Origin of the sequence: Roseateles chitinivorans (assembly GCF_050632145.1) — a bacterium.
In the GTDB taxonomy this organism is placed as follows: Bacteria; Pseudomonadota; Gammaproteobacteria; order Burkholderiales; family Burkholderiaceae_C; genus Roseateles; species Roseateles chitinivorans_B.
The window spans coordinates 4,579,124-4,603,415 of the sequence record NZ_CP192577.1 but is presented as its reverse complement, the minus strand read 5'-3'; the positions used below and the strand labels follow the sequence as shown (position 1 = coordinate 4,603,415).

The following is a 24,292-nucleotide window of genomic DNA, read 5'->3' as shown; positions in this document are numbered from 1 at the left end:
CAGAAATTTCCTGCTGCTTCGGCTGTGTCCTCAGCGACACGCCTCACGACCGTTTGGACCACCGTGCGCGAGCACGCACCCGCTCAATCGGTAGAACTCGTGGATTTCCCTTGCTCTTCTCCCTAGCCTGCGTCGTGCTTGAGGCGAATCGCGTCTCTATGCATCGACCATCGAATAGGAGAAGTTCATGAATAAGCCAGTCCTCTTGGCATTGGCATGCAGCGCGCTTGCCGGCTCGGCCTTCGCGCAAACCTCGTCCGTGACGCTGTTCGGCGTCGCTGACGTTGCGGTCCGCCAGGTGAAGAACGGCAACGCGGGTACGGTCAAGGGCGTGACGTCCGGTGCCAACACGACTAGCCGGCTGGGCGTTCGTGGCGTTGAAGAACTGGGCGGCGGTCTGTCGGCTGGCTTCCACCTGGAGTCGGGCATCGATCTGGATACCGGTACCTCCAACGCGAGCAAGTACTGGAACCGCCGCTCGACGATCAGCCTGATGGGTGACTTCGGTGAGGTCCGCCTGGGCCGCGACACGACGCCGACCTACAACAACGCGCTAAATGATGAGTTCGGCATCGTGGGTGTGGGATCTCGTGGCATCTTTGTTTATGGCAGCGGCGCGAACCTGGGCAGTGGTGCGACCACGATCCAGCGTACAGACAACGGCGTGAGCTACTTCCTGCCGAAGAACCTGGGCGGCGTCTACGGTCAGTTCCATGTCGCCGCAGGCGAGGGCAACACCGTGGGCAACAAGTACTACGGCGGCCGCATCGGCTACGAAGACAAGAGCTTCCTGGTGGGCGGTGCCTACGGCACGACGGATGTCGGCGCCAACCTGTCCAAGTTCAAGAACTACAACCTGCTGTTCAACTACAAGTCACCGTGGGGGTCCTGCACACCCTGGTTGACGTGAAGAAGTGGGGCGAACGCAAGTCGACCGAGGTCTCGGTGGGCGCGACCATCCCGGTGACCGTCGGTCAGATCCGCGTGGGCTACACCAACGCCAACCGCTCCGGCGGCGCGGTTGGTTCTGGCTTCGCCGATGGCGACGACAGCACCCGTCTGGCGCTGGGATACGTCTACGACTTCTCGAAGCGCACGGCGCTCTACGGCACCGTGGCTCGCGTGACCAACAAGGGCGCCGCTCGCAGCTCCGTGCTGTACACGACGCCGGCGGGCATGCTGGGCGGCCAGAACTCCTCCGGCGCGGAAGTGGGGGTGCGCCATAGCTTCTAAGGCTAGGCTTTCTGCAAGGTAAAGGCGAAGGGGATGCGCATCGCGCATCCCTTTTTATCGACCTACCATCTGGCTTTCAGAAGCAAACACCGAGCGGAGGTCTGATGGACGAGGACTGGGTTTCGAACCTCGAAGTCGACTGCAACGAGTCCGGGCGTTTCGTGGCCGTGCTGGTGCTCACCCCGCCGCCCGAACTAGGGCCGCCTATTCGCGTCCCGATCGAGGGGGAATACGACCGCCCGGAGCTTGCCGAAGGTGCGGCGCTCGACGCCCTCGCCGCGATGACCCGAGGCGATTGAACCGGCCGCGTCGAACCTACAGGTCAATCGCGAACTGATCAGTGATCAGCCACGCCTTGTGGGCGACGCAGCGTTTGGCAGCGCAGCTGCCTGTTTGAACTCCGTGGCCTCATCATCCAGCGAGGCCATCGCCAGGGTGTACAGAATCGTGTTGCGAGCGAACTCAGCCTGCTCGCGCTCGACCTCGACGGTGTTGCCATCGATGCTGTCTTGCAACGGCTGTCTGTAGCCTGCGAACGCCAGCGTGCTCGAGGGTATGAGCGGCACGTCCCGGGCCACCCCCGTTTCCTTGCCATCCTGGTCGGTCAGTTCCTCGGCCTGGCTTGAGGCCTTCAGGACGTCTGCAAACGAGATGTCGCGCGCCTTGTAGTTGGGCGTGTCAGCGTTGGCGATGTTGCTCGCCAGCATGGCTTGGCGCTTACCGCGAAATACCAGCGCCTGCGCCCGCCACTCATCTGAATCCTGCGCCTGCTTCGCCGTGGCGGCGCCGAACCTCGTGTCCTTGATCCCATCCATGGCATCCCCCAAAAAGCGAAGCCGCTGGTGCGGCTTCGTGGGTTTCAGGCTCGTTCGCCTTCGTTCTTGTCGACGTAGACCTTGAACGGCTTGCTCGCGAAGCCCGCCGGAGCGATCTTGGACAGATCTACCGCGCGGTGACCGACGACGTCGAACTTCCAGGCGAAGGTCTTGCCGCCTTGGCGAAACTGCACGGTCTGGCCGCATTCGATGTTGATGGCCTTGCGCGAATCGAGGTCTACGACGAAATCGGTCTTCTGACCTGCGAACGGCACGCCGTAGATGGAATTTCCGTTCATCAGGCGCTCGGTCGTCTGTGCTGCGACCGGCGCGTTCAGGCCGGCGAACAGGCTGGCAGCGACAGCGATCATGGCAACGGTTCGGTTCATACAGATCTCCTTGTTCCGGTGGAGCCGTGCTCAACAGGAGCACCTACCGCATCCACCATGAACAGCACTTTAGAAATCTGTCGCTTTCAACGGACCTGTCGTAGTGATGACAAGTTTGTTAGCTCGCGCCCGCGGTGCGCCGCCGTTCTCCGTCCTTGGGACCAGACGCTGCGAGATGAACAAGGCGGACATCCAGCGCAGAATGGAGCGACGGAGGTGCCAAGGTGAGCAGCAACATTGCATCGGGATACACGCCCGAACAGGACGACGTGCTGAAGACGCTGGGGTTGGCGGTGGTGGCGGGACAGGGCGTGGAACGCCTGATGAGCACCTGCCTGACGTTCGTTCTCCGGGACGAGCCGCTCGTGTCGCCAGAGCAGCTTGATGAAATTCTGCGACGCCACAGCAAGGCGACCCTCGGCCAGCTATTGCGGATCTTGCGAGAGCGGGTGGACCTACACCCGACATTCGACGAGCGCTTCGAGCGATTTCTGGAGAGCCGCAACATCATCGCGCACCGCTTGTTCGACGTGCCGGGAGGCTTGGATCTTCATTCGGATGATGGGAGGAAGAACCTGAAGGCCTTCTTGTTGCGCTTCATGGAAGATGGCCAAAGCCTTTCGATGATCTTCCTTGGCTTGATCCGAAGCTGGTCTCAACAGGTCGGCATCGACCTTCCCAGCGTAGACGCCCACGCCACGAAGGCCATGCTGGACCACGTCGATGAGAACGTGATCCCTCATCTGAGCACCCTCTTGAAGGAGAAGACCCCCGCCGCGGGCAGCGACTAGTCTGCGTATCGCAAGGGTTACGCGCCTTCACTACGTAACGCGATGGCAATGTCTGCGTGCAGCTGATTGCCCAAATCTGAGAGCAGCCGCGTGGCGAGCTGCGCGCTTAGAGACAAGCGCGACTTGGATGCGAGCTGGACAAAGGGGCGAACAGACCTGGCCAGATCGTCGGACGCATCGAGCACCTCCGAAAATGGACGATCCAGAAGGATCGTCAACATCAGAACTGAACTCAAAGACTTCATCGCCTCAGCTTGCCGCTTCAACGTGGCGACTTTGCAGTGCGCCAACATCGAAGGAAGCGCAAGGATCAGCTTGTCCAGATCCCGCAGCTCCCTCGTAACCCGAACGGCTGCCTGCTCGGACATGCGCAGTTCCGCGTCGGTGGCGCTCACCGCTTCCTCAGACTTCATCATCGTTCAAATTCTTCCCCGGGCGCTAAAGGAACGCATGCCAGAGGGACGCCTGCGACTAGGCCAGCACTTCGGCCCCGTCGTGGCAGACAGACCTCCTCCGCCTCGGCAGCGTTTCGGCGAATCAAGTGGGCACCGCGCCGGAAGAGATCGTGAAGCCGATGCGTGTCTTGCCGCCCACGGACGCTGCGGTCGCCTTGCCTCCATGCATTCGTGCAATTGCCGCGACGATGGAGAGCCCAAGGCCATGGTTCTTGCTGGCGCCGGTGCGGGAAGGGTCGACGCGGTAAAAACGGTCGAAGAGCCTTGGCAGGTGTTCCGCGGGGATCTCCGGACCCTCGTTGATCACGCCGATATAAATCTCTTTGCCGCGTGGCTCGATCTCGACCACCACCTCCGTCCCGCGGGTCGCATAGCGGCGAGCGTTACCCACCAGATTGGCGATCGCGCGCTGCAACAAGCCGGTGTCCACGCTGGCTCGGGCACGCCCGCGCACGACGCCGCGAACGCCCGCTTCCTGCAGGGAGCCTTCGTGATAGTCCAGCACCTCTGCACAGAGTTCCGCCAACTCCGTGACCTCGTCGCGGCTGGCCTGAGCGCCTCGCTGTGCATTCGCAAGAAAGAGCATGTCCGCCACGATCCTGGCGATGCGACGAAGCTCCTCGAGGTTTGACTGAAGCGTCTCCTTGAGCTCGTCGGGCGAGCGGGGACGCCGTAGCGCGAAGTCGCAGCTGTTGATTAGGATCGAGAGCGGATTGTTCAGCTCGTGTGCGACATCAGCGTTGAACGACTCCATCTGCCTGTAGGCAATGGCGAGGCGATCAAGCAGATCGTTCGTTTGAGCGATGAGCGGCTGCAGTTCTTCGACCTGATCGCGGCCGTCGAGCCGCAGCTCCAAACGATCCGCGCTCACTGCAGCGGTCTGTCTGACAAGTGCACGAAGGGGCGCGAGTTCGCGCCTGACCCCAAAAGCCGCCGCCGCCGAGAGCACCAGGGAGCCGCCGACAGCGGCGAAGCCGAGCGTCCATGCGAGCCGCAGGAGCAGCTCTTTGTCCTTGCTCTGGTCGAAGGCAAGCGACGCTGTCCCCGCGCCCCCCAGATCGGGAGGCAGCGGCACCGGGAATCGCTCGACCTTGACGTCGGCGCTCGCCGCGCGTTGCGGCGGAAGAAAGATGTGGCCCGAGTTGTCCGCCACGCTCAGCGTGAGCTCGTCGTGCCCAGCGAGAAAGTCGTTCAGCAGGTGCCGCACACTGTCCAGATCGTGCGCGCCACGACCTTCCCTCAGGAGATGCTCAACGGCCTCGCGCTTCATGTCTAGGGTCTGGTTCTGGCGCTGATCGAGCGTCAGGAAGATCACCACGTAGACAGCCACGCACACGACGCCGAGCCCCGCCATGGACTGCAGAGCGAGTCGACGAAGGAGCCGTGCCCGAAGGCTTCCCGCATGCATTGCGACGCTCATGCGGGCCGGTCTTCGATGACGTAACCCATCCCACGCACGGTGTGGATCAGGGCTCGATCGAAAGGCTGATCAATCTTCACGCGCAGTCGGCGTATAGCCACCTCGACCACATTGGTGTCGCTGTCGAAGTTCATGTCCCAGACCTGCTCCGCGATCTCTGTCCTGGAGAGCACCTCGCCTTTTCGACGCATCAACAGCGCGAGGAGACCAAACTCCTTGGTGGTGAGGTCAATCCGCTGACCGGCGCGGCTGACCTTGCGACGGATGGGATCCACCTCCAGATCGGCCACACGGTACACAGACTCCTCGGTCACCTGTCGACCGCCCGTCCGCCGGCGCAGGAGAACCTGAACCCGGGCCACGAGTTCGGAGAACGCGTAGGGCTTGGTGAGGTAGTCGTCAGCGCCGCTTTGCAGGCCCTTGACGCGATCTTCGACGCGCGAGCGTGCCGTGACCATCAGGATGGGAACATCGCTGCTCTGACGGATCGCGCTCAGCATGGCCAGCCCATCAATGCCCGGCAACTGCCCGTCAAGGATGAGCAAGTCGTAGTTGTTGACCGAGGCCATGTGCAGTCCGTCGACGCCGTTGTGGGCGACCTCCACGGAATAGCCTTCCTCGGTGAGGCCCTTGCGAAGGTACTCAGCGGCCTTTTCCTCGTCCTCGACGATCAAAAGTTTCATGGGCGGATCTCGTTGTTGTTCGTCGATCTCATGCGTCCGACGCCTTCTGGTCGCCGTAGGCGAGCAGGCGAAGCGCGTTGATGACCACGATGAGGGTGGAACCCTCGTGGAACAGGACCGCGGTGCCGATATTCAAGCCGAAGAGCGTGGCCGGAATCAAGACCGCCACGACGCCCAGGGAGACCCACAGGTTCTGCCGGATGACGCCGCTCGCCCTGCGCGACAGTCCGACCACGAACGGAAGCTTCGAGAGATCGTCCGCCATCAACGCCACGTCTGCCGTCTCCAACGCCACGTCCGATCCGGCCGCGCCCATGGCAATCCCGACCGTTGCACTGGCCATGGCCGGAGCATCGTTGACGCCGTCCCCGACCATTGCCACCTTGCCCTCATTGGCGCTGAGCTGCTTGATGAAGCCGACCTTGTCGTCCGGCATCAACTCCCCCTTGGCCTCGCTCAGGCCGACGGACTTCGCCACCGCGTCGGCGACCCGCTGGTTGTCCCCCGAGATCATGATCAGGTCCTTGACCCCGAGCTTCTGAAGCTTGCTCATGACGTCCGCGGCGGCCGGGCGCGGCGTGTCCATGACGCCAATGACACCCAGGAAGCGCGCTCCGCGCTTGACGATCATCGTTGTGCGGCCCTTCTCGATCAGGTGCTGATCGATGCCCGCGACTTCCGGCGGCAGGCCGCCAACATCTTCCACGAAGAGCTTGGCCTTGCCAATCCAGACGTCGTCGGCGCCGATCCGTCCCGTGACTCCCTTGCCGGTGACGCTGTGAACATCTTCCGCGTTCAAGGGCTGATCCGTCCCCTGCATCCGCTCTTTCGCGCCGGACACGATGGCGGCTGCCAGCGGGTGATCGCTGTGACTTTCGATGGCGACAGCCACGGCCAGCAGTTCATCCTGATCAACGCCAGGCGCAGCCTGGACATCCACGAGCTTGGGTTTGCCTTCCGTGAGCGTGCCCGTCTTGTCGAACGCGATCGCGGTCAAAACGCCCAAGTTCTCAAGCGGCGCACCGCCCTTGATGAGAACGCCACCACGCGCCGCCCGTGCAACGCCGCTCAGAACGGCACTTGGAACCGAGATGGCAAGCGCACATGGGCTAGCAGCCACCAGCACCGCCATCGCCCGGTAGAACGTCGCACTGAACGGCTCGTCGATGATGAAACCCGCGAACAACAGCGCGCCGACGAAGCCCAGCACCGTTGGCACGAAGATGCGTTCGAACCTCGCCGTGAACGACTGGGTGGGGGACTGCTGCTGCTGCGCCTCGGTCACCATCTTCACGACGCGCGCCATGGTGGACTCGGTGGATCGTTTGGCGACCATCACCTCCAGTGACCCGGAGCCGTTGATCGTGCCGGCAAACACGCGGCTCGTTGCCGCGACGCGATCGAACGCGGCAAGCGCCTGCTGCGCGTCTTCCACGGGCTGCTTCTCCACGGGAATACTCTCCCCGGTGACAGGCGCCTGGTTCACGCTGGACTTGCCCATGATCACAAAGCCGTCGGCCGGCATCCGCTCGTTTGGCTTGATCACCACGATGTCACCGGGTTCCAGTTCGGCGATTGGTACCTCCTGCGTCGTGCCGTCACGCTTGCGAAGCGCGGTCTCGGGCGCCAGCTTGGACAACGCCTCAATCGCCCGTCTTGCGCGGCCCATCGCGTAGTGCTCAAGCGAATGTCCGAGACTGAAGAGGAACAGCAGCAAGGCGCCTTCAGCCCATTCGCCGAGCGCGGCCGCGCCGGTAGCGGCAACGAGCATCAGCGTGTCGATCTCGAAGCGCCGCTTCCGGATGTTCTCCACCGCCTCGCGCAGCGTGAAGAAGCCGCCGAAGACGTAAGCCACAACGTACAGGCTCGTCTCCAGCGTGGACGAGAGCAGTTGATACTTGCCGAGCAGCCACCCCGCCAGCAACAGCGCGCCGCACAGCAACGAGAAGATCAACTCCGTGTTGCTGCCGAAGATGCCGCCCTCATGGCCATGATCGTGATCGCCGTGGTCTTCGGCGGCCTCGTTCCCGTGGTCATGCTTCTCGCCCTTCACATGCTTGTGATCCGGCGACGGAGGAGTCGACGCGCTAGGCGTGTCGGACTCCAGCGACTGGGACTTGGCCTGTTCAGAATTTTTTGGTTCAGCCATCTGGTTCTCCGGCTTTAAGTGCATGGGGGCGTCAGCGACCTACCGCCGCTTCTTCCTGGACCTCTTCGCAAGCCGCTCGGCTCTTCTCGCTGCACGACGATCCTTCAGCGACATGTAGTCCCGGATCGAGGTGTAGGTCAGGTACACGAGCGCGACTCCCCAGCCGACGATGGCCAGGTACTTGAACATCACATGGAGGGTTTCGTGAGAGCCCGAGCTCATCTGAGACTTTCGCTCGCGAACGCTCCGTCCGGGCTCATACCGATGACCCAAGCCAAGCATCCGCATTCCTAGATTTACCTGGAGGCCTTCAAGGCCTTCTCCGCAAGCCCGGTGCGCGGCTCGACCCAGTGGTTCTGATCGAGTGCGTCGCTGCAAGCCTCGGTCTCCATCTGCAAGGTGACGTGAGCAATCTCGAACTGCTCCTTGAGCATCTGACGCAGTTGGGTCAACAGTGGACCCACGGAGACCGAGTCCTCGTGCACAACATGCGCGCTCAAACTCGTCTTGCCACTGGACAGCCCCCAGATGTGCAGGTCATGGATCCCCGTGACGCCAGAAGTTGCGGTCATCGCGGACTCGATCGCGGTCACGTCCACCCCGTCAGGCACGCCTTCAAGGAGGATGTTCAGGCTCTCACGCAGGAGCACCCAGGTCCGAGGCAACACCCAAAGACCGATGCCCACGGCGACCAGACTGTCGACCCAGGCCCAGCCGGTGAAACGAATGACGATGGCCGCCACGATGACGCCGACCGATCCCAGGAGATCGCTCCAGACCTCCAGGTAGGCACCCTTGACGTTGAGACTCGAATCCTTGCCGCCCATGAGCATGCGCATGCTCACGATGTTGACGATCAGACCGAGCGAGGCGATCACCAACATGCCTACCGACTGAACCTCAGCAGGCGAGTTCAGCCGCTGCCAAGCCTCATACAGGATGTAGATCGCCACCCCGAAGAGCAGCAGGGCGTTAAACGCCGCGGCGAGGATCTCGAAGCGGTGATAGCCGAAGCTTCTCTTCTTGTCTGCTGGCCGTCTGGCGATGCGTATGGCTGCCAGCGCGATGGCGAGGGCGGCCGCGTCAGTGAACATATGGGCGGCGTCCGAGATGAGCGCCAGGCTCTTCGTCGCGATACCACCGATGACCTCGGCGATCAGAAAGCCGAAGGTCAGCGTGAAGGCGATCCAGAGCGAGCGCTCATTGCCTCCTGCCGCGGCAGAGTGGTCGTGGTCCTTGGACATGGGTCATCTCCTTGTTCGTTTTGAATCCCATCCTCGGCAACAGGAATACCCAGCGGCCCCGCACTCGGCCCTTCAGCCTTGCGCGGGACCGCCGGCGCTTAATGGGCGCTTCCCTGCTCGACAGCCGCGGACCGGCTCTCAAGTTGCTCCTCCTCCTCGTCGCGCCGGTGTGCCAAGCGGTAGAGGATGGGGAGAACCAGAAGCGTCAACGCCGTCGAGGACAAGATGCCCCCGATCACCACGGTGGCGAGCGGACGTTGGACTTCGGCGCCGGTGCCGGTGGCAAGCGCCATCGGAACGAAGCCAAGCGAGGCCACAAGCGCCGTCATCAGCACCGGACGCAGACGCGTCAGCGCGCCTTCGTGGATCGCCTCGTCCAGCCCCTTGCCCGACTCGCGCAGGTTGCGGATGAACGAGATCATCACGAGCCCGTTGAGCACCGCTACCCCAGAAAGCGCGATGAACCCGACTGCCGCTGAGATCGAAAGTGGGATGTCTCGCAACCACAGGGCCACGATGCCGCCCGTCAAGGCGAACGGGATCCCGGTGAAAACGATGAAGCCATCCTTCATATTCCCGAACATGGCAAAGAGCAGCACGAACACCAGCAACAAGGACACCGGGACCACGATCTGGAGACGCTGAGTCGCCGACTGCAGGTTCTCGAACTGGCCGCCCCAGACCATCCAGTAGCCGGTCGGGACCTGGACCTGCGCGCCAATCAACTGCTGGGCCTCGGCGACAAAGCTGCCCAGGTCGCGACCACGCACGTTCGAGCTCACCACGATGCGACGCTTGCCGTTCTCGCGACTGACCTGGTTGGGACCCGGTGCAGTCGTGAAGTCAGCGACTTCACTGAGCGGGATGAAGCGGCGCGCGCCATCAGCCCCGACTGGCATCGGGATAGGCAGTCGCTTGATGGCCTCCACGTCGGCGCGCAGCACTTCGGGCAGTCGGACGAGGATGCCGAAGCGGCGATCGCCTTCGAACATGATCCCCGCGTCACGCCCGCCGACTGCAGTTGCGAGTGTGTCCTGCACGTCTTGAACGTTGATCCCGTAGCGCGCGGTGCGCTCCCGGTCGACAGTCACGCTCAGCATCGGAAGGCCGGTGGTCTGCTCCACGTTCACCTCGGACGAACCCTGGATGCCTTGCAGCAAGCCCTGGATCTTCTGAGCCGTGGCGTTCAGGACGTCCATGTCGTCGCCGAAGATCTTCACCGCGACGTCGGAACGCACGCCCGAGATCAGTTCGTTGAAACGCAGCTGAATCGGTTGCGAGAACTCGTAGTTCTGACCCGGCAGCTTGGCCGCCTCGGCCTGCACGGCCGCCAACAGGTCGTCACGCGTGCGCTTCGGATCGGGCCACTCGTCCTGAGGCTTGAGCATCACGTATCCGTCCGAGATGTTCGGTGGCATCGGGTCCGACGCGATCTCGGCGGTACCGGTTCGAGCGAAGACACGGTCGATCTCAGGGAACTTGGCCTTCAGCGTCGACTCCAGCTGCTGCTGCATCGTCAGCGACTGCGTGAGGCTCGTTCCCGGAATTCGCAGCGCTTGAATCGCGAAGTCGCCCTCGTTCAGGCTGGGGATGAATTCGCTGCCCATCCGCGCGGCGATCAGGCCCGTCAGCACGATCATCACTGCGGCGAACGTCAACACCACCGCCTTGGCACCCATCACGTAGTTGAGCAGCGGCTCATACGCGCGGCGCGCCCAGCTCATCAGCCAGTTTTCTTTCTCAGCAACCTTCTTGCCGATGAACAGCGCGACCGCTGCGGGAACGAACGTGATCGACAGGATCATGGCGCCGACCAGGGCGATCACGACCGTGAAGGCCATCGGATGGAACATCTTCCCTTCGACGCCGGCCAGAGCAAAGATCGGCAGGTAGACGATCATGATGATCAGCTGCCCGAACAGCAGCGGACGACGAGCTTCCTGCGAGGCGAGGAACACTTCATGGAAGCGCTCCGAGCGCGTCAGCAGCCGTCCCTTGTGCTCCTGCGCATGCGCCAGGCGCCGCACGCAGTTCTCGACGATCACCACTGCGCCGTCGATGATGATGCCGAAGTCCAGTGCCCCCAGACTCATCAGGTTGGCGCTGACCTTCTGATTCACCATGCCGGTGAAGGTGAACAGCATCGAAAGCGGAATCACCATGGCCGTCAGGATGGCCGCACGGATGTTGCCCAGGAACAAGAACAGGATGGCGATGACGAGCACAGCGCCTTCGATCAAGTTCTTCTTGACGGTGGCGATCGCCTTGTCGACCAGCTTGGTTCGGTCGTAGACCGTGACCGCATGGACGCCCTTGGGCATGTTCGCGTTGATCTCGGCCATCTTCTTGGCAACCGCTTGCGAGACCGTCCGGCTGTTCTCACCGATTAGCATGAAGACGGTACCGAGCACGACCTCGCGGCCGTTGTCGGTCGCAGCGCCGGTCCGCAACTCACGGCCGATTTCGACCGTGGCGACATCGCGCACGCGCACCGGGACGCCGCCTGCGTTGAGCAGGACGATGTTGCCGATGTCGGTCATCGAGCGCACCTGGCCCGGGGCTCGGATCAGGTACTGTTCACCGCGGCGCTCGATGTAGCCCGCGCCGACGTTGGCGTTGTTGCGATCGAGGGCAGTCACCACGTCGCTGAGCGTCAGGCCGTACGAGGACAGCTTGGACGGATCGGGGGCGACGTGGTACTCCTTGGCGAAGCCGCCGATGGAGTTGATCTCAGTCACGCCCGTCACGTTCTTCAGCTGCGGCTTGATGACCCAGTCCTGAATCTCGCGCAGGTCTGCCGGCGTATACAGCTCACCATTGGGCTTCTTCGCGCCTGGCTCGCTCTCGACAGTCCAAAGGAAAATCTCACCCAACCCCGTCGAGATCGGCCCGATGTTGGGCGTCACGCCCTCGGGCAGCTGAGATCGCGCGGACTGGATTCGTTCGTTGACGAGCTGGCGGGCGAAGTAGATGTCCGTGCCGTCGTTGAAGATGACCGTCACTTGGGACAGCCCGTAGCGCGACAGCGAACGGGTCTGCTGCAGGCCAGGCAGGCCGGCCATCACCGTCTCGATTGGATAGGTGACGCGCTGTTCGGTTTCCAGCGGCGAATAGCCTGGCGCACCGGTGTTGATCTGCACCTGCACGTTGGTGATGTCCGGCACGGCGTCGATGGGCAGCTTTTGATAGCTGAACACCCCGAGTGCGGCCATCCCGAAGACGGCAAGCATGACAAGCCATCGATGCTCGATGGCGAAGCGGATGATGCGTTCAAACATGTTGCGTCATCTCTTTAATGGGCGTGGGAAGCCGTGGACTTGCCGGCCTCGGCCTTGGCAACGAAGCTGCCCACAGCGATGTAGGGCACACCGGCCTTCAGACCTTCGACGATCTCGACCCGCTTGCCGTCCGTGCGGCCCACCTTGACGGGCTGGGCGACAAAGCCCGAACCGGTCTTGACGAACACGACGGGCTTCTCTTCCATCGTCTGAACGGCTTCAGAGGTCACGGTCACCGCCGCGTCGAAGGTCTCACTCTTCATCTCGACGTTGACGAACAGGCCCGGCCGCCACGCGGTTTTGGGGTTCTCCAGGGTCACGCGAGCTTGGGCCGTGCGGGTCGACTCGCCGATGAGGGAGCCAACGTAGGCGACCTTGCCGATCGCGGACTGCTCGAACGCCGCCGCGCGCACGACCACGTTGTCGCCGACGCGCACCAGCGGCAGGTCCTTGGCAGGGACATTGATCTGGGCCCACACGGTGCGCAGATCGGCGACCGTGAAGACATTGGCGTCCTCGCGTACCTGCTCGCCCAACGCGATGTGCTTCTCGACGATCGTGCCATCGAACGGCGCACGCAGCTCATACCGGTTGAGGGCACCGCTATCCAGCGTAGCGCCGACGGCCTGGAGCTTCTGCCGGGCGTTCGACACCGCGATCTCCGCCTCGCGCATGGCTTGCTCGGCAATCTGAACATCCTGCTGCGGCGAGATCTTCGCCTCGTACAGGCTCTTCTCACGCTCGTACGTGATCTTGGCCAGTTGCAGGCGCTTCTGCGCACCTTGCAGGTCGGCACGCTGGTCGGAGATCGACGTGCTGTTCACCACGGCCAGCACCTGGCCCTTGCGAACCATCTGGCCCAGCGCCACCGGCACGGATTCGACGACTCCGGCCACGCGTGGGACGACGTGCGCGGTGGTGTCCTCGTTGAACTTGACCTCGCCCGGCAACTGGTAGCTGGCTGCCAGCGAAGCTGCCTTGGTGGCCTCGACTACGATGCCTGAAGACTTCTGCTGCTCAGCGGTCAACGCAATCACGCCTTCGCTGGGCGAGAACGGGAACGACTGGGTCTGACCGCCCACCACGACCTGAATGACGCCCTCAAAGACATGCGGCTCTTCAACAGGTTGGGCGCTGACAAGCGCGTCCTTCTGAGCCGCGAACGTCAGCTTCTGCTCCTCGCCGCCCGGACGCTTGATCTGCGCAGTCACCTGCAGCTGACCCGGCGCGACATCCTTGCCTGCCTGAGACACCCAGATCTTGAGGCGGGGAGTACCCTGATCCTCGGACAGCAGCGCCTCGACGGTCACGTTGCCCTTGGAGATCAGCTCACCACCACGGCTGCCCTTCTTGGCTTCTTCGTGGTGTTCGCCGTCCCCATGCCCCTTGGCGTCGTCGTGGCCCTTTTCGCCACCGGCCTTGGCTTCCCCGTGATGTTCGCCGTCGCCATGGCCCTTGGCTTCTTCGTGTGCGTGCGACTCTTCGCCGCCAGACTTCCCGCCCGTGGTCATCAGCCCGACGGCGGCTGCGGCGCCAAGCGCCAGCACCACGGCAATGGCGATCGCCTGCTTCTTGCCGGCGCCGCTGCGCAGGCGTTCCTTGAGTTCGTTCTTGGATGTCATTTGGAAACTCGTTGATGGATCGTTGTTCAGGGACGAGCGTCGGCGCTACCGAGCCGGCGATCGATCTCCGCGAAGAGGCGGTGGGCTTGAGAGAGCGCGGTGAAGTACTGCCCGCGCGCCTGCAAGAAGGTGCGCTGCGCATCCAGCACATCCAGGAAGCCGAACTTGCCCAGCTCGAAGCCGCGGCGCGCAGCCTCGTAGGCGGTCTGGGCCCCGGGGAGCACATCGCGACGCAGTGCCTCGATCTCGTCGGTACGCGCGTCGAGCTGGTCGACGGCCTGCAGCACCTCGGAACGCAGTCGCTGCTCCTCCGCTTGAGCCATCGCCTGCGCCGCGTCGCGCTTGCGCAGCGCCTGGAACTGAGCGCCCTGATTCCGGTCGAACAAGGGAATCGGAATCGAGACGCTGATCAACGGCTGCGTGCGGCCGATGTCGGGTGCGCGTTGCGCGCCAAGGCCGACCGTGACATCGGGGACGCCGCGAGCGCGTTCCAGATTGAAGGCCGCTTCCGCGCGCTGAACCTCCATCTGCGCACGACGCAGGATCGGAGAGCCCTGGATGCGGTTCCCAAGGGTTTCAGCACCAGGTAGCGCCGGCAGCGCGTCAGGGCTGCCGTCGACCAGCGAGATCGACCCCTGAGGCACCCCCATCACCGCGCTCAGCGCTTTCAGGGCTGCGGTCAGGTCCGCCTGCGCCAGGCGTTGCTCGATCCGCGCCGTGGATTGCGCAACACGAGCCCGCGTCTCTTCGGTAGGCGACACCTTGCCCGCGGTCACGCGACGACCCACGGCGTCTGCGCCGTTGGTGGCAATGCGCTGAGACTCTTCGGCGACTTTCACGCGTTCCTGCGCGATCAGTACGTCGAAGAAGGCCTGGATGGCGCCGGCGCGAGTTTCAGCACGCTGCGTCTCTAGCTCCAGCGCCGCGACATCGCGGGTGCGCTGAGCCAGCTCGACGCGAGCGGATCGCTTGCCTCCCAGTTCGATGGTCTGGCTGAGCGTGACCTGCGTCGTACGCGTGGCCTTGCGGGTGTCCTCAGTGCTCAAGCCGAGCGTGGGATTCGGGATCAGGCCCGCCTGACGAATCGCGCCATCGTTGGACTCGAGCTCGTATCCGAACGATCGCAGAAGCGGGTTCTGACGCAACGCCGTTTGCACGGCCGCATCGAGCGTCAGTCCAGATTGAGGATAGACAGTACCGGCCGAGGAACCAGCGGCAGAGGCCGCGGCTTCAGGGGTTGCGGGACGGGTTTCGCCAGCTTGGGCGAAGGCTTGAATTTGGAAGAGTGCCGCACAAGCAAGCGGCACAAGCAATCTGCGCATCGAAAACTCCAGGGTTGTGGAAACAACTCGAAGGATTCGACGAAGGCAGCGCGGCTCAAGCCGCTAGAGGAGGAACAGGAAGGAACCCGCTGCGATCGCCGAATCAGGCGATGCGCCAATTGGGGCGTTCTGGATGATCAGGAGCCCGAGTCGAGAAGACTTGCTCGTTTAGGCCACGCATGATCTGCGCGCTGAGATCCGCGAGCGCCATGCTGGTGCTGGAGACCGGCTTGGCACCACTGAGATGACACGCACCGCAGTCGTTGTCCAAGCTGGCTTTTCCGAGCTTGGTCTTGTCGCTGGGCTGTGGCTTTTTGCCCTGAGCCTGCTGCCCAACATCGGCGTGCGAATGCACGTGATGACCGAAGTGACTGGCCTCCCTCGAACTCTCGTGCTCGCAATAGGCTGCCGCTGCTCCCCAGGTGAACTGGAAGGGCAGCAGCACCAGCAAGAAGATTGAGAGCCAGCGACGCATATGGCGCAGTCTAGTGCGGTCAACGGTTCAGAAGAGCCGTTGACCTAGCCTTTAAGGGACACGTGTAGGCAATCGGGCACAGCCCGACCGGGCTTAACTGCCTTCGGACTCATTGCGGCCGACGTAAACCGTGAAGTTCGTGTTAGCGAAGCCTTCCGGTGCGATGACGGGCAGGTTCACGGCGCGATGTTGCGCCGAGTCGAACTTCCAGGTGAAGGTCTTCGCACCGTCACGGAACTCGACGATCTGGCCGCAGTCGACGTTCACAAAGCCGCCTTGCTTGACGTTGACCACCTTATCGGCCTTCACTGCTGCGACGGGCAGGCCGTGCGGCGAGCGGCCGTTCATCATGAGCTCCGACTGGGTTGCAGCTTGGGCGCCAGCGGTCAGCATCACAGCGGCAACGGCAGAGAGGATCGACACGGAAACCTTCACTTGATGTACTCCTTGTTCGTGAACGTGACCTCCGACGGAGGCGACACAACGTTCATCGCGGAGTGAACTTTAGAAGTCGGCACCTTCCAGCAAACCGTGCGTGTTGATTACAAAACTGTCAGCTTCTGAGAGTGGCGCGGTCGGCCGCAGAAGCAGGTTGAGCACCCGCGGACGGCCCTTCGTCGTCGGTGCGCGCGACCTCTTTCAGCGGCGCCATCCAGCGAAGCGTGGCGTAGGTCACCAGGCTGAGGATCACCGCGATGTCATACAGGCCGTAGCCAACCGCACCGCCGACCGCGCCGGTCGCCCAAAGACTTGCCGCAGTGGCTGTTCCCGAAGCGCCGGCAGAGTGCTTCAGGATCGCCCCACCTCCGATGAAGCCGACGCCGGTGATGAGACCTTCCAGGATGCGGGCCTGACCGATCGAGTCGATGCCCAGTACACGGATGGCGACCAGCACGAAGCCACAACTGGCGATGGCCACGAGAGGAAAGGTGCGTATGCCAGCGCTGCGCTCCTTGCGCTCCCGGTCCCAGCCGATGGGCAACGCAAGCACGTACGCGATCCCCAAGTCCATCACGTGGGAGGCGATCTCGACCCAATTCACTTGACCTGTCATGTTTGGCTCCTAGCCGTTTGATAGTGAGAACGATCGGCAAAGCGGCAAGCGTTAGGCATTCCTGACAACACCGTAATCGCGCCGTCAGCGGCTTGCCCGCAGCGGCAACTCATCATGGCGACGCACTGGGCAGCCCCCTGGCTCCCAGCCCGCCAACCACGATGTATCGGAGCGACCATGTCCATTCTTCGCCGCCTGTTCAGCGGCCACCACAGCGGTGGTCACGGACGAAGTGATCACCACGGCGGGCATCGCCGTCTCGGCGACCCGAGGTACGACTCGCACGGCAGTCGGAATTCGGGATGGTCGGAACCGTCGCAGCCGCCAATGGAGCGCTCCAACGAACAGCATGTCGCCTGCATGCGCTGCGGCGCGAGCAACAACGCTGCAGGCCGCTTCTGCACCCAGTGCGGTTTCGCGCTGCGCCCCACGGCTTGCGGGAAGTGCGCCGAACCGCTCGGCACGGAAGGCAAGTTCTGCCCAAATTGCGGCACGCCCATTCCCGCCGCGTCTCCCGCTTCATCTGGTTGAACCTCGCTCGTCTGGACGTTCGACCTGCAGTGGCGGTGCTTCGCCGTCAGCGAGCTGTTCGATTGGTGCTTCGCAGGAGCCTGGCTTGACGAGGACAAAGCGCGGGTCTGATGTCGCTTGGGTCGTTCCCGCCGGCAGCAGCAGGATCCAGCCCCGATGGTTGCTCCGGTAGCTGGCCAGGGCATAGGGCGCGGTCGTGTCTTCGGGTCGGCGGCAATCCAGCGACGCAGCCGGCACCTTGAACTCTGCCGCGGGGCGCACCGCCCAAAGCGTCGCAAGACGCCAACCCTGGCTTTCGAGGTGAGTCGGCACCCCTGGCGTCGTACATCCCCACAGGAAGAGCGCCAGCGTCACCAGGACGATGCCCCAGTGAGGCCGCTGCCGATCGATCTGCTTGGCTCGCCCCATTTCCACCACCCTGTGCCCGTCGATTGCCGAGAAGGGTCGAACTGTGGAACTGGCAGCCCCGCCAAACACTGACCGCTGGATTACAAGACTGACAACTTCCGATCGTTCGAGGTCCCAGCTCCTCACGATCGGACCAAGGAACTCTGATGACGACACGCATTTCCCCTCGGGCCGGCGAGCCGGCGCGCGAGGAGGACCTCATCGATGTGAGCGCCCTGCGGGGCGCCTATTTCTCACTGATCCCCAACTCCGAAGACCCACAGCAACGCGTGCGGTTCGGCACCTCCGGGCACCGCGGCTCGTCCTTGGATGGCTCTTTCAATGAGCGGCACATCTGGGCGATCACGCAGGCCATCTGTGACTATCGAAGGAGCGTGGGGACGACAGGCCCACTCTTCCTTGGCATCGACACGCATGCGTTGTCCCTGCCGGCGCGTACGAGTGCCCTGGAGGTCCTCGCGGCCAACGGCGTAGATGTCCGTGTGGCGCCGTCAGGCCAGTTCACGCCAACGCCCGCTGTTTCCCTCGCCATCCTCGACTTCAACCGGATGCACGCGCCCGGTCCTCTGGCCGACGGCATCATCGTGACGCCCTCACACAATCCACCGCGGGACGGTGGGTTCAAGTACAACCTTCCCCACGGCGGGCCGGCCGACAGCCAAGCCGCAACGGCGATCGAGGAACTGGCCAACCAGCATCTCGTGGAGAACTGCAAGCGCGTGAGACGCGTTGTAGTTGCCAGGCCCTTGGCCTCTGGGGCCGAGCGCCCCTACGACTTTCTGCAGCGCTACGTGGTGGCGCTGAGCCACGTCATCGACCTGCAAGCGATTCGAGATTCGGGGGTTCGCATCGGGGTCGACCCGATGGGCGGTGCCGGCGTCATGTATTGGGAAGCCATCGCCGACCGATATCGCCTCCCGTTGACCGTGGTCAACGCCAACGTCGACCCCACGTTTTCGTTCATGCCGCTGGACTGGGACGGCCAGATCCGCATGGATCCGTCTTCCGCGTTCGCCATGCAGGCGCTCACGCGCAAGTGTTCCTTGTTCGACGTCGCGTTCGCTTGCGACACGGATCATGACCGACACGGCGTCGTATGTCCGAGTAGCGGCCTGCTGCCACCGAATCACTTCCTCAGCGTCGCGACGGATTACCTGCTGACGCATCGCCCCCAATGGCCAGCCGCTGCGGCCGTAGGCAAGACCGTCGTAACGACCTCCATGATCGACCGAGTCGCGCGGGCCAGGGATCGCCGCGTCCTGGAGACGCCAGTGGGTTTCAAATGGTTCGCCCAGGGTCTCTATGACCGTGAACTGGCGATGGCATGTGAAGAGAGCGCCGGAGCGTCGTTCCTAAGGCGCGACGGTTCGGTGTGGACAACGGAGAAAGATGGGATCGCGGCAGGGCTGCTCGCTGCGGAGATCACCGCGCGTGCCGGGGCGGATCCTGGGCTGTACTACCGCACGTTGAGTGCCACGCTAGGGTCGACGTGGTCAGATCGCATCGACGCTCCCGCCACCCGGGAGCAGCGGACTCGGTTGTCGAACGCGAACGCCGAAGACTTTCAGCGGCTGATGCTCGTCGGCGATGAGATCACGCAAGTGCAAACGCGAGCGCAGGGCAATGATCAGCCAATCGGCGGCGTCAAGCTGACTTCGCGCCGCGGCTGGGTCGCAATGCGCCCCTCTGGAACCGAGGATGTATACAAAATTTACGGAGAGAGCTTCGAAAGCAACGAGCACCTTCAAAAGCTGCTTTGCGACGCAGGGTCGATCGCTGATCGCAGCATGGCGGATGCAAACCGCTAACGGCGGGGCCATCGCGCGCCCCCGACTGCCGCGCCCTGTGCGTGAGCAGGTCTCGCGACTGGCCACATGCGAGAGGATTGCACGGGCGCTGGGGCCAGGTGCTGGACCCTCAAGTGGCACCTTGCCTCAGCGCGAGGCTTTGGTTGGTCTACCGTCGCTGGTGGCCAGCGCGCGTTCAATCTTGGCCTTCACCGAGTCTTGCGGGACATCGATATAGCGCATGGCTGAACCTACGTCGCGCCACCCCACGTGCTCCATGAGTTCCTTCAAGTCCCACCCGTTGGCGCTCGCCCAGCCTGCGAAGCCGCGGCGCAGCGAATGGCTGGAATAGGTGTCGGCTTCTTGAACCTGCGCATCCTTGAGGATCCGTCGCAACAGCGGGAGCACCGCCTGGCTGGCCATGTGCTCATGAGCAATGTTTCCCCACCTGTCGATACCTGGGAAGACAGGCCCGGTGGTTCTGCCGCTGAGTTCGAGCCAGTCCAGGTAGGCGTCGACGGGACATAGCCGCGACAGCGCCGGACAACGGAATGCTCGATCGTCTTCCTCGTCTGAAGTCTTCGTTCGTCCTGGCCTGCACGTTAGCCCTTGACCGCGCACGGCTCGGACTTCCTCGATGCGCATCCGCGCAAGCTCGTCCGACCGGAACGCTCGCCAGAATCCGAGCAGCAGCAGGGATCGATCGCGCGCGCGGCGCAGCGCTTCAGCACGGCGACCACTCTCAACCGCTGCGACTTGCGCTTGCAACAGCCATTCGCATGCCTGCTCCAAGACGTCGAGTTGAAGAGGCCGTGCTTGACGCTGCGGAGCAGCGTGTTTAGCCCGGATTCCTCGGAGCACTTTGAGCACGAGCGGCGATCTGGTCGGATCCGCAAAGCCGTTGTCAGCGTGCCACCGCGCCAACGCAGCCAGATGCAGCCTCAAGGTGCTGATCTTGTAGACGGTGGCGTGTTCCGCCAGGTACCTGGCGACGGTATCGATCGTCGCTGGGAGCAGCCCCTTCCACTCCACTTCGAAGTGGCGAAGCGCCGAGGCGTAGCTGCGTGTCGTGTTCTCACGATCGGCGGCATCGATGTACTGCTGGACGTTGGCGTTCATGAAGAAACAACCGTGTTATCGCCTTGCATTGGCTGCTGCATCATCTGCACGATTTGGCGAAGGTCGTATCGGGCGACGCTGTGCGTCTGGTAGTCGACCGCGTAGAAGACGTGAAAGTCAAAGTTCTGCGCCGGCAGGTCTTCAGTGAGCAGAACGATCCGGGAAACGCCGCCATAAAAGCTACAGCCGAAGGCAAGCCCATGTCCCTGCGTCGCTGGGTTAGGCATGGGCGCCAGCATCATCCAGTGCCGCTGAGCGAAGATTCGCCGCAGCATTGGCAACAGGCCTTCGGTCTCCCTCCACTCCGACATGAGAAGTTCAGGGCTGCCCGTGCGAACGGCCGAGCGAAGGACGTCGAACCGCGTGTGTCGGCAGAATTCCGCGCCTTGTTCCAGGGCGAGGAGATTGAAACCGATCTTGGCGATCAACCGGGCCACGTCTTCCTCCAGTGGCGAGTGGCCCGTGACCCTGATCTGCGGCTGCTGGATGTCAGTCTCTCGCGCCACGGACGACAGGGACTGCTGGAGCGTGGGCAAGTTGCGACGGAGGAGCGTCGCCAACGTCGCCGCCGCACGCACATCGCGCTCCTTGACTTGAAAAACGATGGAGCCGTTCTGGCGCTGAAGAGCCCTCGGAAGGCCGCCTGTGTCGGGCTGCGGTGATTCCATCCAGATCGCGTCCTTGCCTGGCTTGCCTTCAGTCCGCGCGCCGACGTGCTCATAGGCGCCGCCGTTCCAGCGCAGATCCTCAAAGGTGAGCGACTTTTCAGACTCCAGGCGCTTGAGCACGAGCTCGATGCGCTCGCCCAACACCCGGTCCAGGCGCTGCAAGAACGCGCCCACCTTGGCGCGATCGCTTCCGTTGCCCTCCAACTCACGGCCGCGAAGGGTGAGCTGCGGCAGGATCTCTGGCGCCAGACCCGTCCCAAGCGCGATCTCCAGCGCGCGCCCATCCTCGGTCAACAGCTTGGCGGAGGACATCTCAAAGGTTGGCGCGCGCGTCTTGCTTCCCCTCGACCTCCCGTGCGGCTGCAGCGCCAGGCGTCCAAGACCGATATCGCCGCGACGCAGCACTCGGACCTCCAAATCTCGCGAGAAGAAGTCGTTGCACGCCTTGCACACCAGATCTTCGAGCACGAGTTCGTCACCCGCGCCCAAGCCGGCCGGGATCGCATGCTCGGCGTTGAACGGCCCATCCTGGCCACAGTAAATGCATCCTTGGTGTAGGAGCGTCATCGTGCCTCAGTGCCTTCGTGAAGGATGCGTTGCCGTGTTGACCTACTGACCGCCTTGCCCCATTGCTGCGATGGCGGCGCGGGCGGCAGCGCGCGCCTCGTCCGCAGTGGGGTGCTCGCCCGTAAGAGGGATGCGGATCACATCGTTGTCATCGCCCAAGCGCGTTCTCAATCCCAATACCAACACCGCCCGGAACTGGTCCGGTTCGACAGCCTCGACATCCGATTCGGCCCAGAAGTCTTCATCCATCCCTGTGGTCTCGTCAGCCTCAGAATTTTCAAGGGCGCCCTGTGCGGGGCACTTGCTGAACGGCATACGCGCGCGTAGAGCGCTTCGCCCACTAACTCATGGGCCTGCGATAGGTCCCGCATGGATTATCCGATTTGAGGCCGAGGTCGGCTGGGAGTCGTCGGGTAGCGCATTAGCTGCGCCTCACCGTCGCGAGAGGGCAAGGCGACCACGCATGCGAGTCGATGGCGAAGCTCGGGGTGGATCAGGGACTAGTCCCTCTGAATTATGGCGTTTTCCCATAATTTCTCTTCCCTCTGATCCTGTGCTGTTGCAGTCGCTGCCGCAACAGGATGAGAAGCCCGCTCCATAGTGAGAAGTACCAGTTGTTCCTTGAGGAGCTGAACGCCCTCAGGGCTGAGGCCGGCCTCAGCCAGATGGAGTTGGCGGAGCGCATGCAGATCGGCCAGGACATCGTCAGTCGTTGCGAGTCCGGGCGTCGGCGCGTCGACGTGTTCGAGCTGGCCCTATGGACGCATGCCTGCGGAACCACGCTCGAAGCGTTTGTCAAACGTCTTGACGAGCGAATTCAGCGTCATCAATTTCCCAGCCTCCTGTAGCCGCAGACCGGTTATGGAAAGTGTCGGAGCACGACCCGAAGGCTGTATGCGCGTTGCTCGGAGCAGCAGGAACTGGCCAGCACGCGGCTGAAGAGCATTCGCACCTGAAAGAGTACGCCGGCGTAGGGATCGAGCTCGCTGGGCTCAGTGGCGTCGAAGTGCCGCAGGAAGTCCAGCGACGGATAACTGGCCAGCAGCACGCCGGCAGCTGCGCGCCAGTCCGACGTCAAGCCGGTGTCCACGCTGAACTCCTTCAGCATCTCACGCCCCCACAGAAGGTTGCGGCGCCGCTCGTCCGGAGTAGTCATCCCCAGGCCTCATCGGATCGTCGTGCGGGTCGATGGCTGGGGCGATTCATTCGTCGCTCACGGGACCGGCAAGAAGCAGTTGGCTGAGCTGTGTTCGAGCCGTCCGCGCCGCACGCTTGCCCGGCTTCCCCGCCTTGGGACGCATCCTCAGCGCATCCAGTCGGCGCAAGTCTGCGTCGAGTTCCTTGAGGAAGCGCAAGAAGCCATAGTCCAGCGCTTCCAACCAGTCTCGCAGGCCGATGATGTCCAGGCGAGTTTGACCGCTCTCGACGTAGCTCACCGCGCCTTGGCTACGGCCGATCAGAAGCGCGAGATCAGCCTGGCGCAAGCCGCGGGACTCCCGAAGCTTGCGCAGCTTTTCCAGAAATATCTCGTTGTGTCGGCTGTGCAGAGTTTTGGCCATGTATCGCTCTCAGCCTCGCACCGTATCCGAGCCCGCGCCGTATCAAAAATTTGGATATGGACGGGGGCCGCGAACAATTGTCCGCATGTCAACAATCGCGCCGCCCAACCCTCGTTGTTTGCGGCATCAGACTGATGTTTCTCTCGCTTCCGCAGTACGAGTTTCAGATGCCCGCAGGCCTCAACGTCCCGGGTGGCAAGCACTGGCGGGTCGTCGAGATGACGCTGCACGCCCCGTGGTACTTGTTGACCGTAGAACGGGCCGATACCGGCAACCTAGATTGGGCGACTAGCCACACCCTGTGCATCGCCTGGGAGACCGATTTGGCCGACGCGATCAAGTCCATCGAGGCCTCCCGCATACGAGGACTCGTCGCCATGATTCCGGCCTGGGCATCGCCGACGGGCCAATGGTCGTCGCGGCAGATCAACGAAGTCTGGCTCGACAGCAGCGAGGCCGGCAAGTTCGTCACCCTCTTGGATGTGGCCGGGAAGAAGCTAGAGGCCGGCATCCTGATCGAGCCGCCGAAGGCTGGCCCCAGCGGAGAACTGCTGCTGCGGTTGAACGGCGGCTCCCGAGCGCTACGGCCAAGATCGGCTGGATCGGGACGGACCAGGCGTCGTTCATCGCATGCGAAATAGGCGACCGCTCTCATGTGGGCCGCGGCACGTGCGGTTCATGCCCGGCGCTAGCACGGCCCCCAGTTCACCAACTTCACCGTCC

General features: G+C 63.2%; 26 protein-coding genes and 1 pseudogene. 7 read left to right on the top strand and 20 right to left on the bottom strand.

Annotation, left to right across the window (positions count from 1 at the left end; all coding sequences use genetic code 11):
• Positions 1 to 187 precede the first annotated feature (187 nt).
• Together ACQ86G_RS21170 and ACQ86G_RS21165 are read left to right on the top strand one after the other, a co-directional pair.
• A pseudogene (locus tag ACQ86G_RS21170) lies at positions 188 to 1,233 on the top strand (porin).
• 104 nt (positions 1,234 to 1,337) lie between these two features.
• Positions 1,338 to 1,532 carry a hypothetical protein gene (locus ACQ86G_RS21165; protein ID WP_431257161.1) on the top strand — a complete coding sequence of 65 codons (195 nt, stop codon included), beginning with the start codon at positions 1,338 to 1,340 and terminating at the stop codon, positions 1,530 to 1,532.
• Between the two features lie 45 nt (positions 1,533 to 1,577).
• On the opposite strand, the gene flgB is transcribed toward ACQ86G_RS21165, so the two are convergent.
• Together flgB and ACQ86G_RS21155 are read right to left on the bottom strand one after the other, a co-directional pair.
• Positions 1,578 to 2,048, bottom strand: a complete 471-nt coding sequence (flgB, locus tag ACQ86G_RS21160) for a flagellar basal body rod protein FlgB (RefSeq protein ID WP_088404252.1) — start codon at positions 2,046 to 2,048, stop codon at positions 1,578 to 1,580.
• Between the two features lie 44 nt (positions 2,049 to 2,092).
• Complete coding sequence (locus tag ACQ86G_RS21155) at positions 2,093 to 2,437, bottom strand: CzcE family metal-binding protein (RefSeq protein WP_431257160.1); 345 nt, start codon at positions 2,435 to 2,437, stop codon at positions 2,093 to 2,095.
• A gap of 224 nt (positions 2,438 to 2,661) precedes the next feature.
• Here ACQ86G_RS21155 and ACQ86G_RS21150 point away from each other — a divergent pair, with 224 nt between their 5' ends.
• On the top strand, positions 2,662 to 3,228 hold the full coding sequence (locus ACQ86G_RS21150) for a hypothetical protein (protein ID WP_431257159.1): 567 nt from the start codon (positions 2,662 to 2,664) through the stop codon (positions 3,226 to 3,228).
• 17 nt (positions 3,229 to 3,245) lie between these two features.
• Here ACQ86G_RS21150 and ACQ86G_RS21145 read toward each other — a convergent pair whose 3' ends face one another.
• The 12 genes from ACQ86G_RS21145 to ACQ86G_RS21090 all read right to left on the bottom strand — a co-directional run bounded on the left by ACQ86G_RS21145 (position 3,246) and on the right by ACQ86G_RS21090 (position 16,930).
• A complete protein-coding gene (locus ACQ86G_RS21145; RefSeq protein ID WP_431257158.1) occupies positions 3,246 to 3,644 on the bottom strand; it encodes a hypothetical protein in 399 nt (132 codons plus the stop codon).
• Positions 3,645 to 3,765: 121 nt separating this feature from the next.
• Positions 3,766 to 5,037 (bottom strand): heavy metal sensor histidine kinase, encoded by a 1,272-nt coding sequence (locus tag ACQ86G_RS21140; protein WP_431257157.1) that lies wholly within the window; start codon positions 5,035 to 5,037, stop codon positions 3,766 to 3,768.
• A 62-nt stretch (positions 5,038 to 5,099) separates the two neighbouring features.
• Positions 5,100 to 5,786, bottom strand: a complete 687-nt coding sequence (locus ACQ86G_RS21135) for a heavy metal response regulator transcription factor (protein WP_088384632.1) — start codon at positions 5,784 to 5,786, stop codon at positions 5,100 to 5,102.
• Positions 5,787 to 5,814: 28 nt separating this feature from the next.
• A complete protein-coding gene (locus tag ACQ86G_RS21130) occupies positions 5,815 to 7,935 on the bottom strand; it encodes a heavy metal translocating P-type ATPase (protein ID WP_431257156.1) in 2,121 nt (706 codons plus the stop codon).
• 39 nt (positions 7,936 to 7,974) lie between these two features.
• A complete protein-coding gene (locus ACQ86G_RS21125; RefSeq protein ID WP_416759315.1) occupies positions 7,975 to 8,124 on the bottom strand; it encodes a hypothetical protein in 150 nt (49 codons plus the stop codon).
• Positions 8,125 to 8,231: 107 nt separating this feature from the next.
• A complete protein-coding gene (locus tag ACQ86G_RS21120; protein WP_088404258.1) occupies positions 8,232 to 9,179 on the bottom strand; it encodes a cation diffusion facilitator family transporter in 948 nt (315 codons plus the stop codon).
• Between the two features lie 98 nt (positions 9,180 to 9,277).
• Positions 9,278 to 12,457, bottom strand: coding sequence for a CusA/CzcA family heavy metal efflux RND transporter (locus ACQ86G_RS21115; protein ID WP_088404259.1), 3,180 nt, complete (start codon positions 12,455 to 12,457; stop codon positions 9,278 to 9,280).
• A gap of 14 nt (positions 12,458 to 12,471) precedes the next feature.
• On the bottom strand, positions 12,472 to 14,079 hold the full coding sequence (locus ACQ86G_RS21110; protein WP_431257155.1) for an efflux RND transporter periplasmic adaptor subunit: 1,608 nt from the start codon (positions 14,077 to 14,079) through the stop codon (positions 12,472 to 12,474).
• A gap of 26 nt (positions 14,080 to 14,105) precedes the next feature.
• A complete protein-coding gene (locus ACQ86G_RS21105; RefSeq protein WP_431257154.1) occupies positions 14,106 to 15,401 on the bottom strand; it encodes a TolC family protein in 1,296 nt (431 codons plus the stop codon).
• 103 nt (positions 15,402 to 15,504) lie between these two features.
• On the bottom strand, positions 15,505 to 15,876 hold the full coding sequence (gene czcI, locus ACQ86G_RS21100) for a cation efflux protein, CzcI family (RefSeq protein WP_088404262.1): 372 nt from the start codon (positions 15,874 to 15,876) through the stop codon (positions 15,505 to 15,507).
• Between the two features lie 93 nt (positions 15,877 to 15,969).
• Entirely contained in the window at positions 15,970 to 16,311 is a 342-nt protein-coding gene (locus ACQ86G_RS21095) for a CzcE family metal-binding protein (RefSeq protein WP_431257153.1), read from the bottom strand.
• A 118-nt stretch (positions 16,312 to 16,429) separates the two neighbouring features.
• Complete coding sequence (locus ACQ86G_RS21090) at positions 16,430 to 16,930, bottom strand: MgtC/SapB family protein (protein ID WP_088404264.1); 501 nt, start codon at positions 16,928 to 16,930, stop codon at positions 16,430 to 16,432.
• A 114-nt stretch (positions 16,931 to 17,044) separates the two neighbouring features.
• On the opposite strand from ACQ86G_RS21090, the gene ACQ86G_RS21085 reads away from it, so the two are divergent.
• Entirely contained in the window at positions 17,045 to 17,461 is a 417-nt protein-coding gene (locus tag ACQ86G_RS21085) for a zinc ribbon domain-containing protein (RefSeq protein ID WP_088404265.1), read from the top strand.
• Here the strand turns inward: ACQ86G_RS21085 and ACQ86G_RS21080 are convergent.
• The gene (locus tag ACQ86G_RS21080; protein WP_431257152.1) at positions 17,450 to 17,869 is read right to left on the bottom strand and encodes a hypothetical protein; all 420 of its coding nucleotides are present in this window, start codon (positions 17,867 to 17,869) and stop codon (positions 17,450 to 17,452) included. The two genes, ACQ86G_RS21085 and ACQ86G_RS21080, sit on opposite strands and share 12 nt — an antisense overlap.
• Before the next feature lie 146 nt (positions 17,870 to 18,015).
• Here ACQ86G_RS21080 and ACQ86G_RS21075 point away from each other — a divergent pair, with 146 nt between their 5' ends.
• Complete coding sequence (locus ACQ86G_RS21075; protein WP_431257151.1) at positions 18,016 to 19,677, top strand: alpha-D-glucose phosphate-specific phosphoglucomutase; 1,662 nt, start codon at positions 18,016 to 18,018, stop codon at positions 19,675 to 19,677.
• Positions 19,678 to 19,803: 126 nt separating this feature from the next.
• Here the strand turns inward: ACQ86G_RS21075 and ACQ86G_RS21070 are convergent, their stop codons facing one another.
• From ACQ86G_RS21070 to ACQ86G_RS21060, 3 genes are read right to left on the bottom strand one after another with little or no spacing between them, the layout of a single operon-like run.
• On the bottom strand, positions 19,804 to 20,775 hold the full coding sequence (locus tag ACQ86G_RS21070) for a tyrosine-type recombinase/integrase (RefSeq protein WP_088404267.1): 972 nt from the start codon (positions 20,773 to 20,775) through the stop codon (positions 19,804 to 19,806).
• Positions 20,772 to 22,010, bottom strand: a complete 1,239-nt coding sequence (locus ACQ86G_RS21065) for a hypothetical protein (protein WP_431257150.1) — start codon at positions 22,008 to 22,010, stop codon at positions 20,772 to 20,774. Before ACQ86G_RS21065 ends, ACQ86G_RS21070 begins: the two co-directional genes overlap by 4 nt.
• Positions 22,011 to 22,052: 42 nt before the next feature.
• The gene (locus tag ACQ86G_RS21060; RefSeq protein ID WP_431257149.1) at positions 22,053 to 22,259 is read right to left on the bottom strand and encodes a hypothetical protein; all 207 of its coding nucleotides are present in this window, start codon (positions 22,257 to 22,259) and stop codon (positions 22,053 to 22,055) included.
• Between the two features lie 365 nt (positions 22,260 to 22,624).
• Here ACQ86G_RS21060 and ACQ86G_RS21055 point away from each other — a divergent pair, with 365 nt between their 5' ends.
• Positions 22,625 to 22,858 (top strand): helix-turn-helix domain-containing protein, encoded by a 234-nt coding sequence (locus ACQ86G_RS21055; protein WP_421038142.1) that lies wholly within the window; start codon positions 22,625 to 22,627, stop codon positions 22,856 to 22,858.
• 11 nt (positions 22,859 to 22,869) lie between these two features.
• On the opposite strand, the gene ACQ86G_RS21050 is transcribed toward ACQ86G_RS21055, so the two are convergent.
• Both ACQ86G_RS21050 and ACQ86G_RS21045 read right to left on the bottom strand, forming a co-directional pair.
• Complete coding sequence (locus ACQ86G_RS21050; RefSeq protein ID WP_088404271.1) at positions 22,870 to 23,166, bottom strand: BPSL0761 family protein; 297 nt, start codon at positions 23,164 to 23,166, stop codon at positions 22,870 to 22,872.
• Between the two features lie 46 nt (positions 23,167 to 23,212).
• Complete coding sequence (locus tag ACQ86G_RS21045; RefSeq protein ID WP_088404272.1) at positions 23,213 to 23,569, bottom strand: helix-turn-helix domain-containing protein; 357 nt, start codon at positions 23,567 to 23,569, stop codon at positions 23,213 to 23,215.
• Between the two features lie 134 nt (positions 23,570 to 23,703).
• Here ACQ86G_RS21045 and ACQ86G_RS21040 point away from each other — a divergent pair, with 134 nt between their 5' ends.
• A complete protein-coding gene (locus ACQ86G_RS21040) occupies positions 23,704 to 24,210 on the top strand; it encodes a hypothetical protein (RefSeq protein WP_431257148.1) in 507 nt (168 codons plus the stop codon).
• Positions 24,211 to 24,292 lie beyond the last annotated feature (82 nt).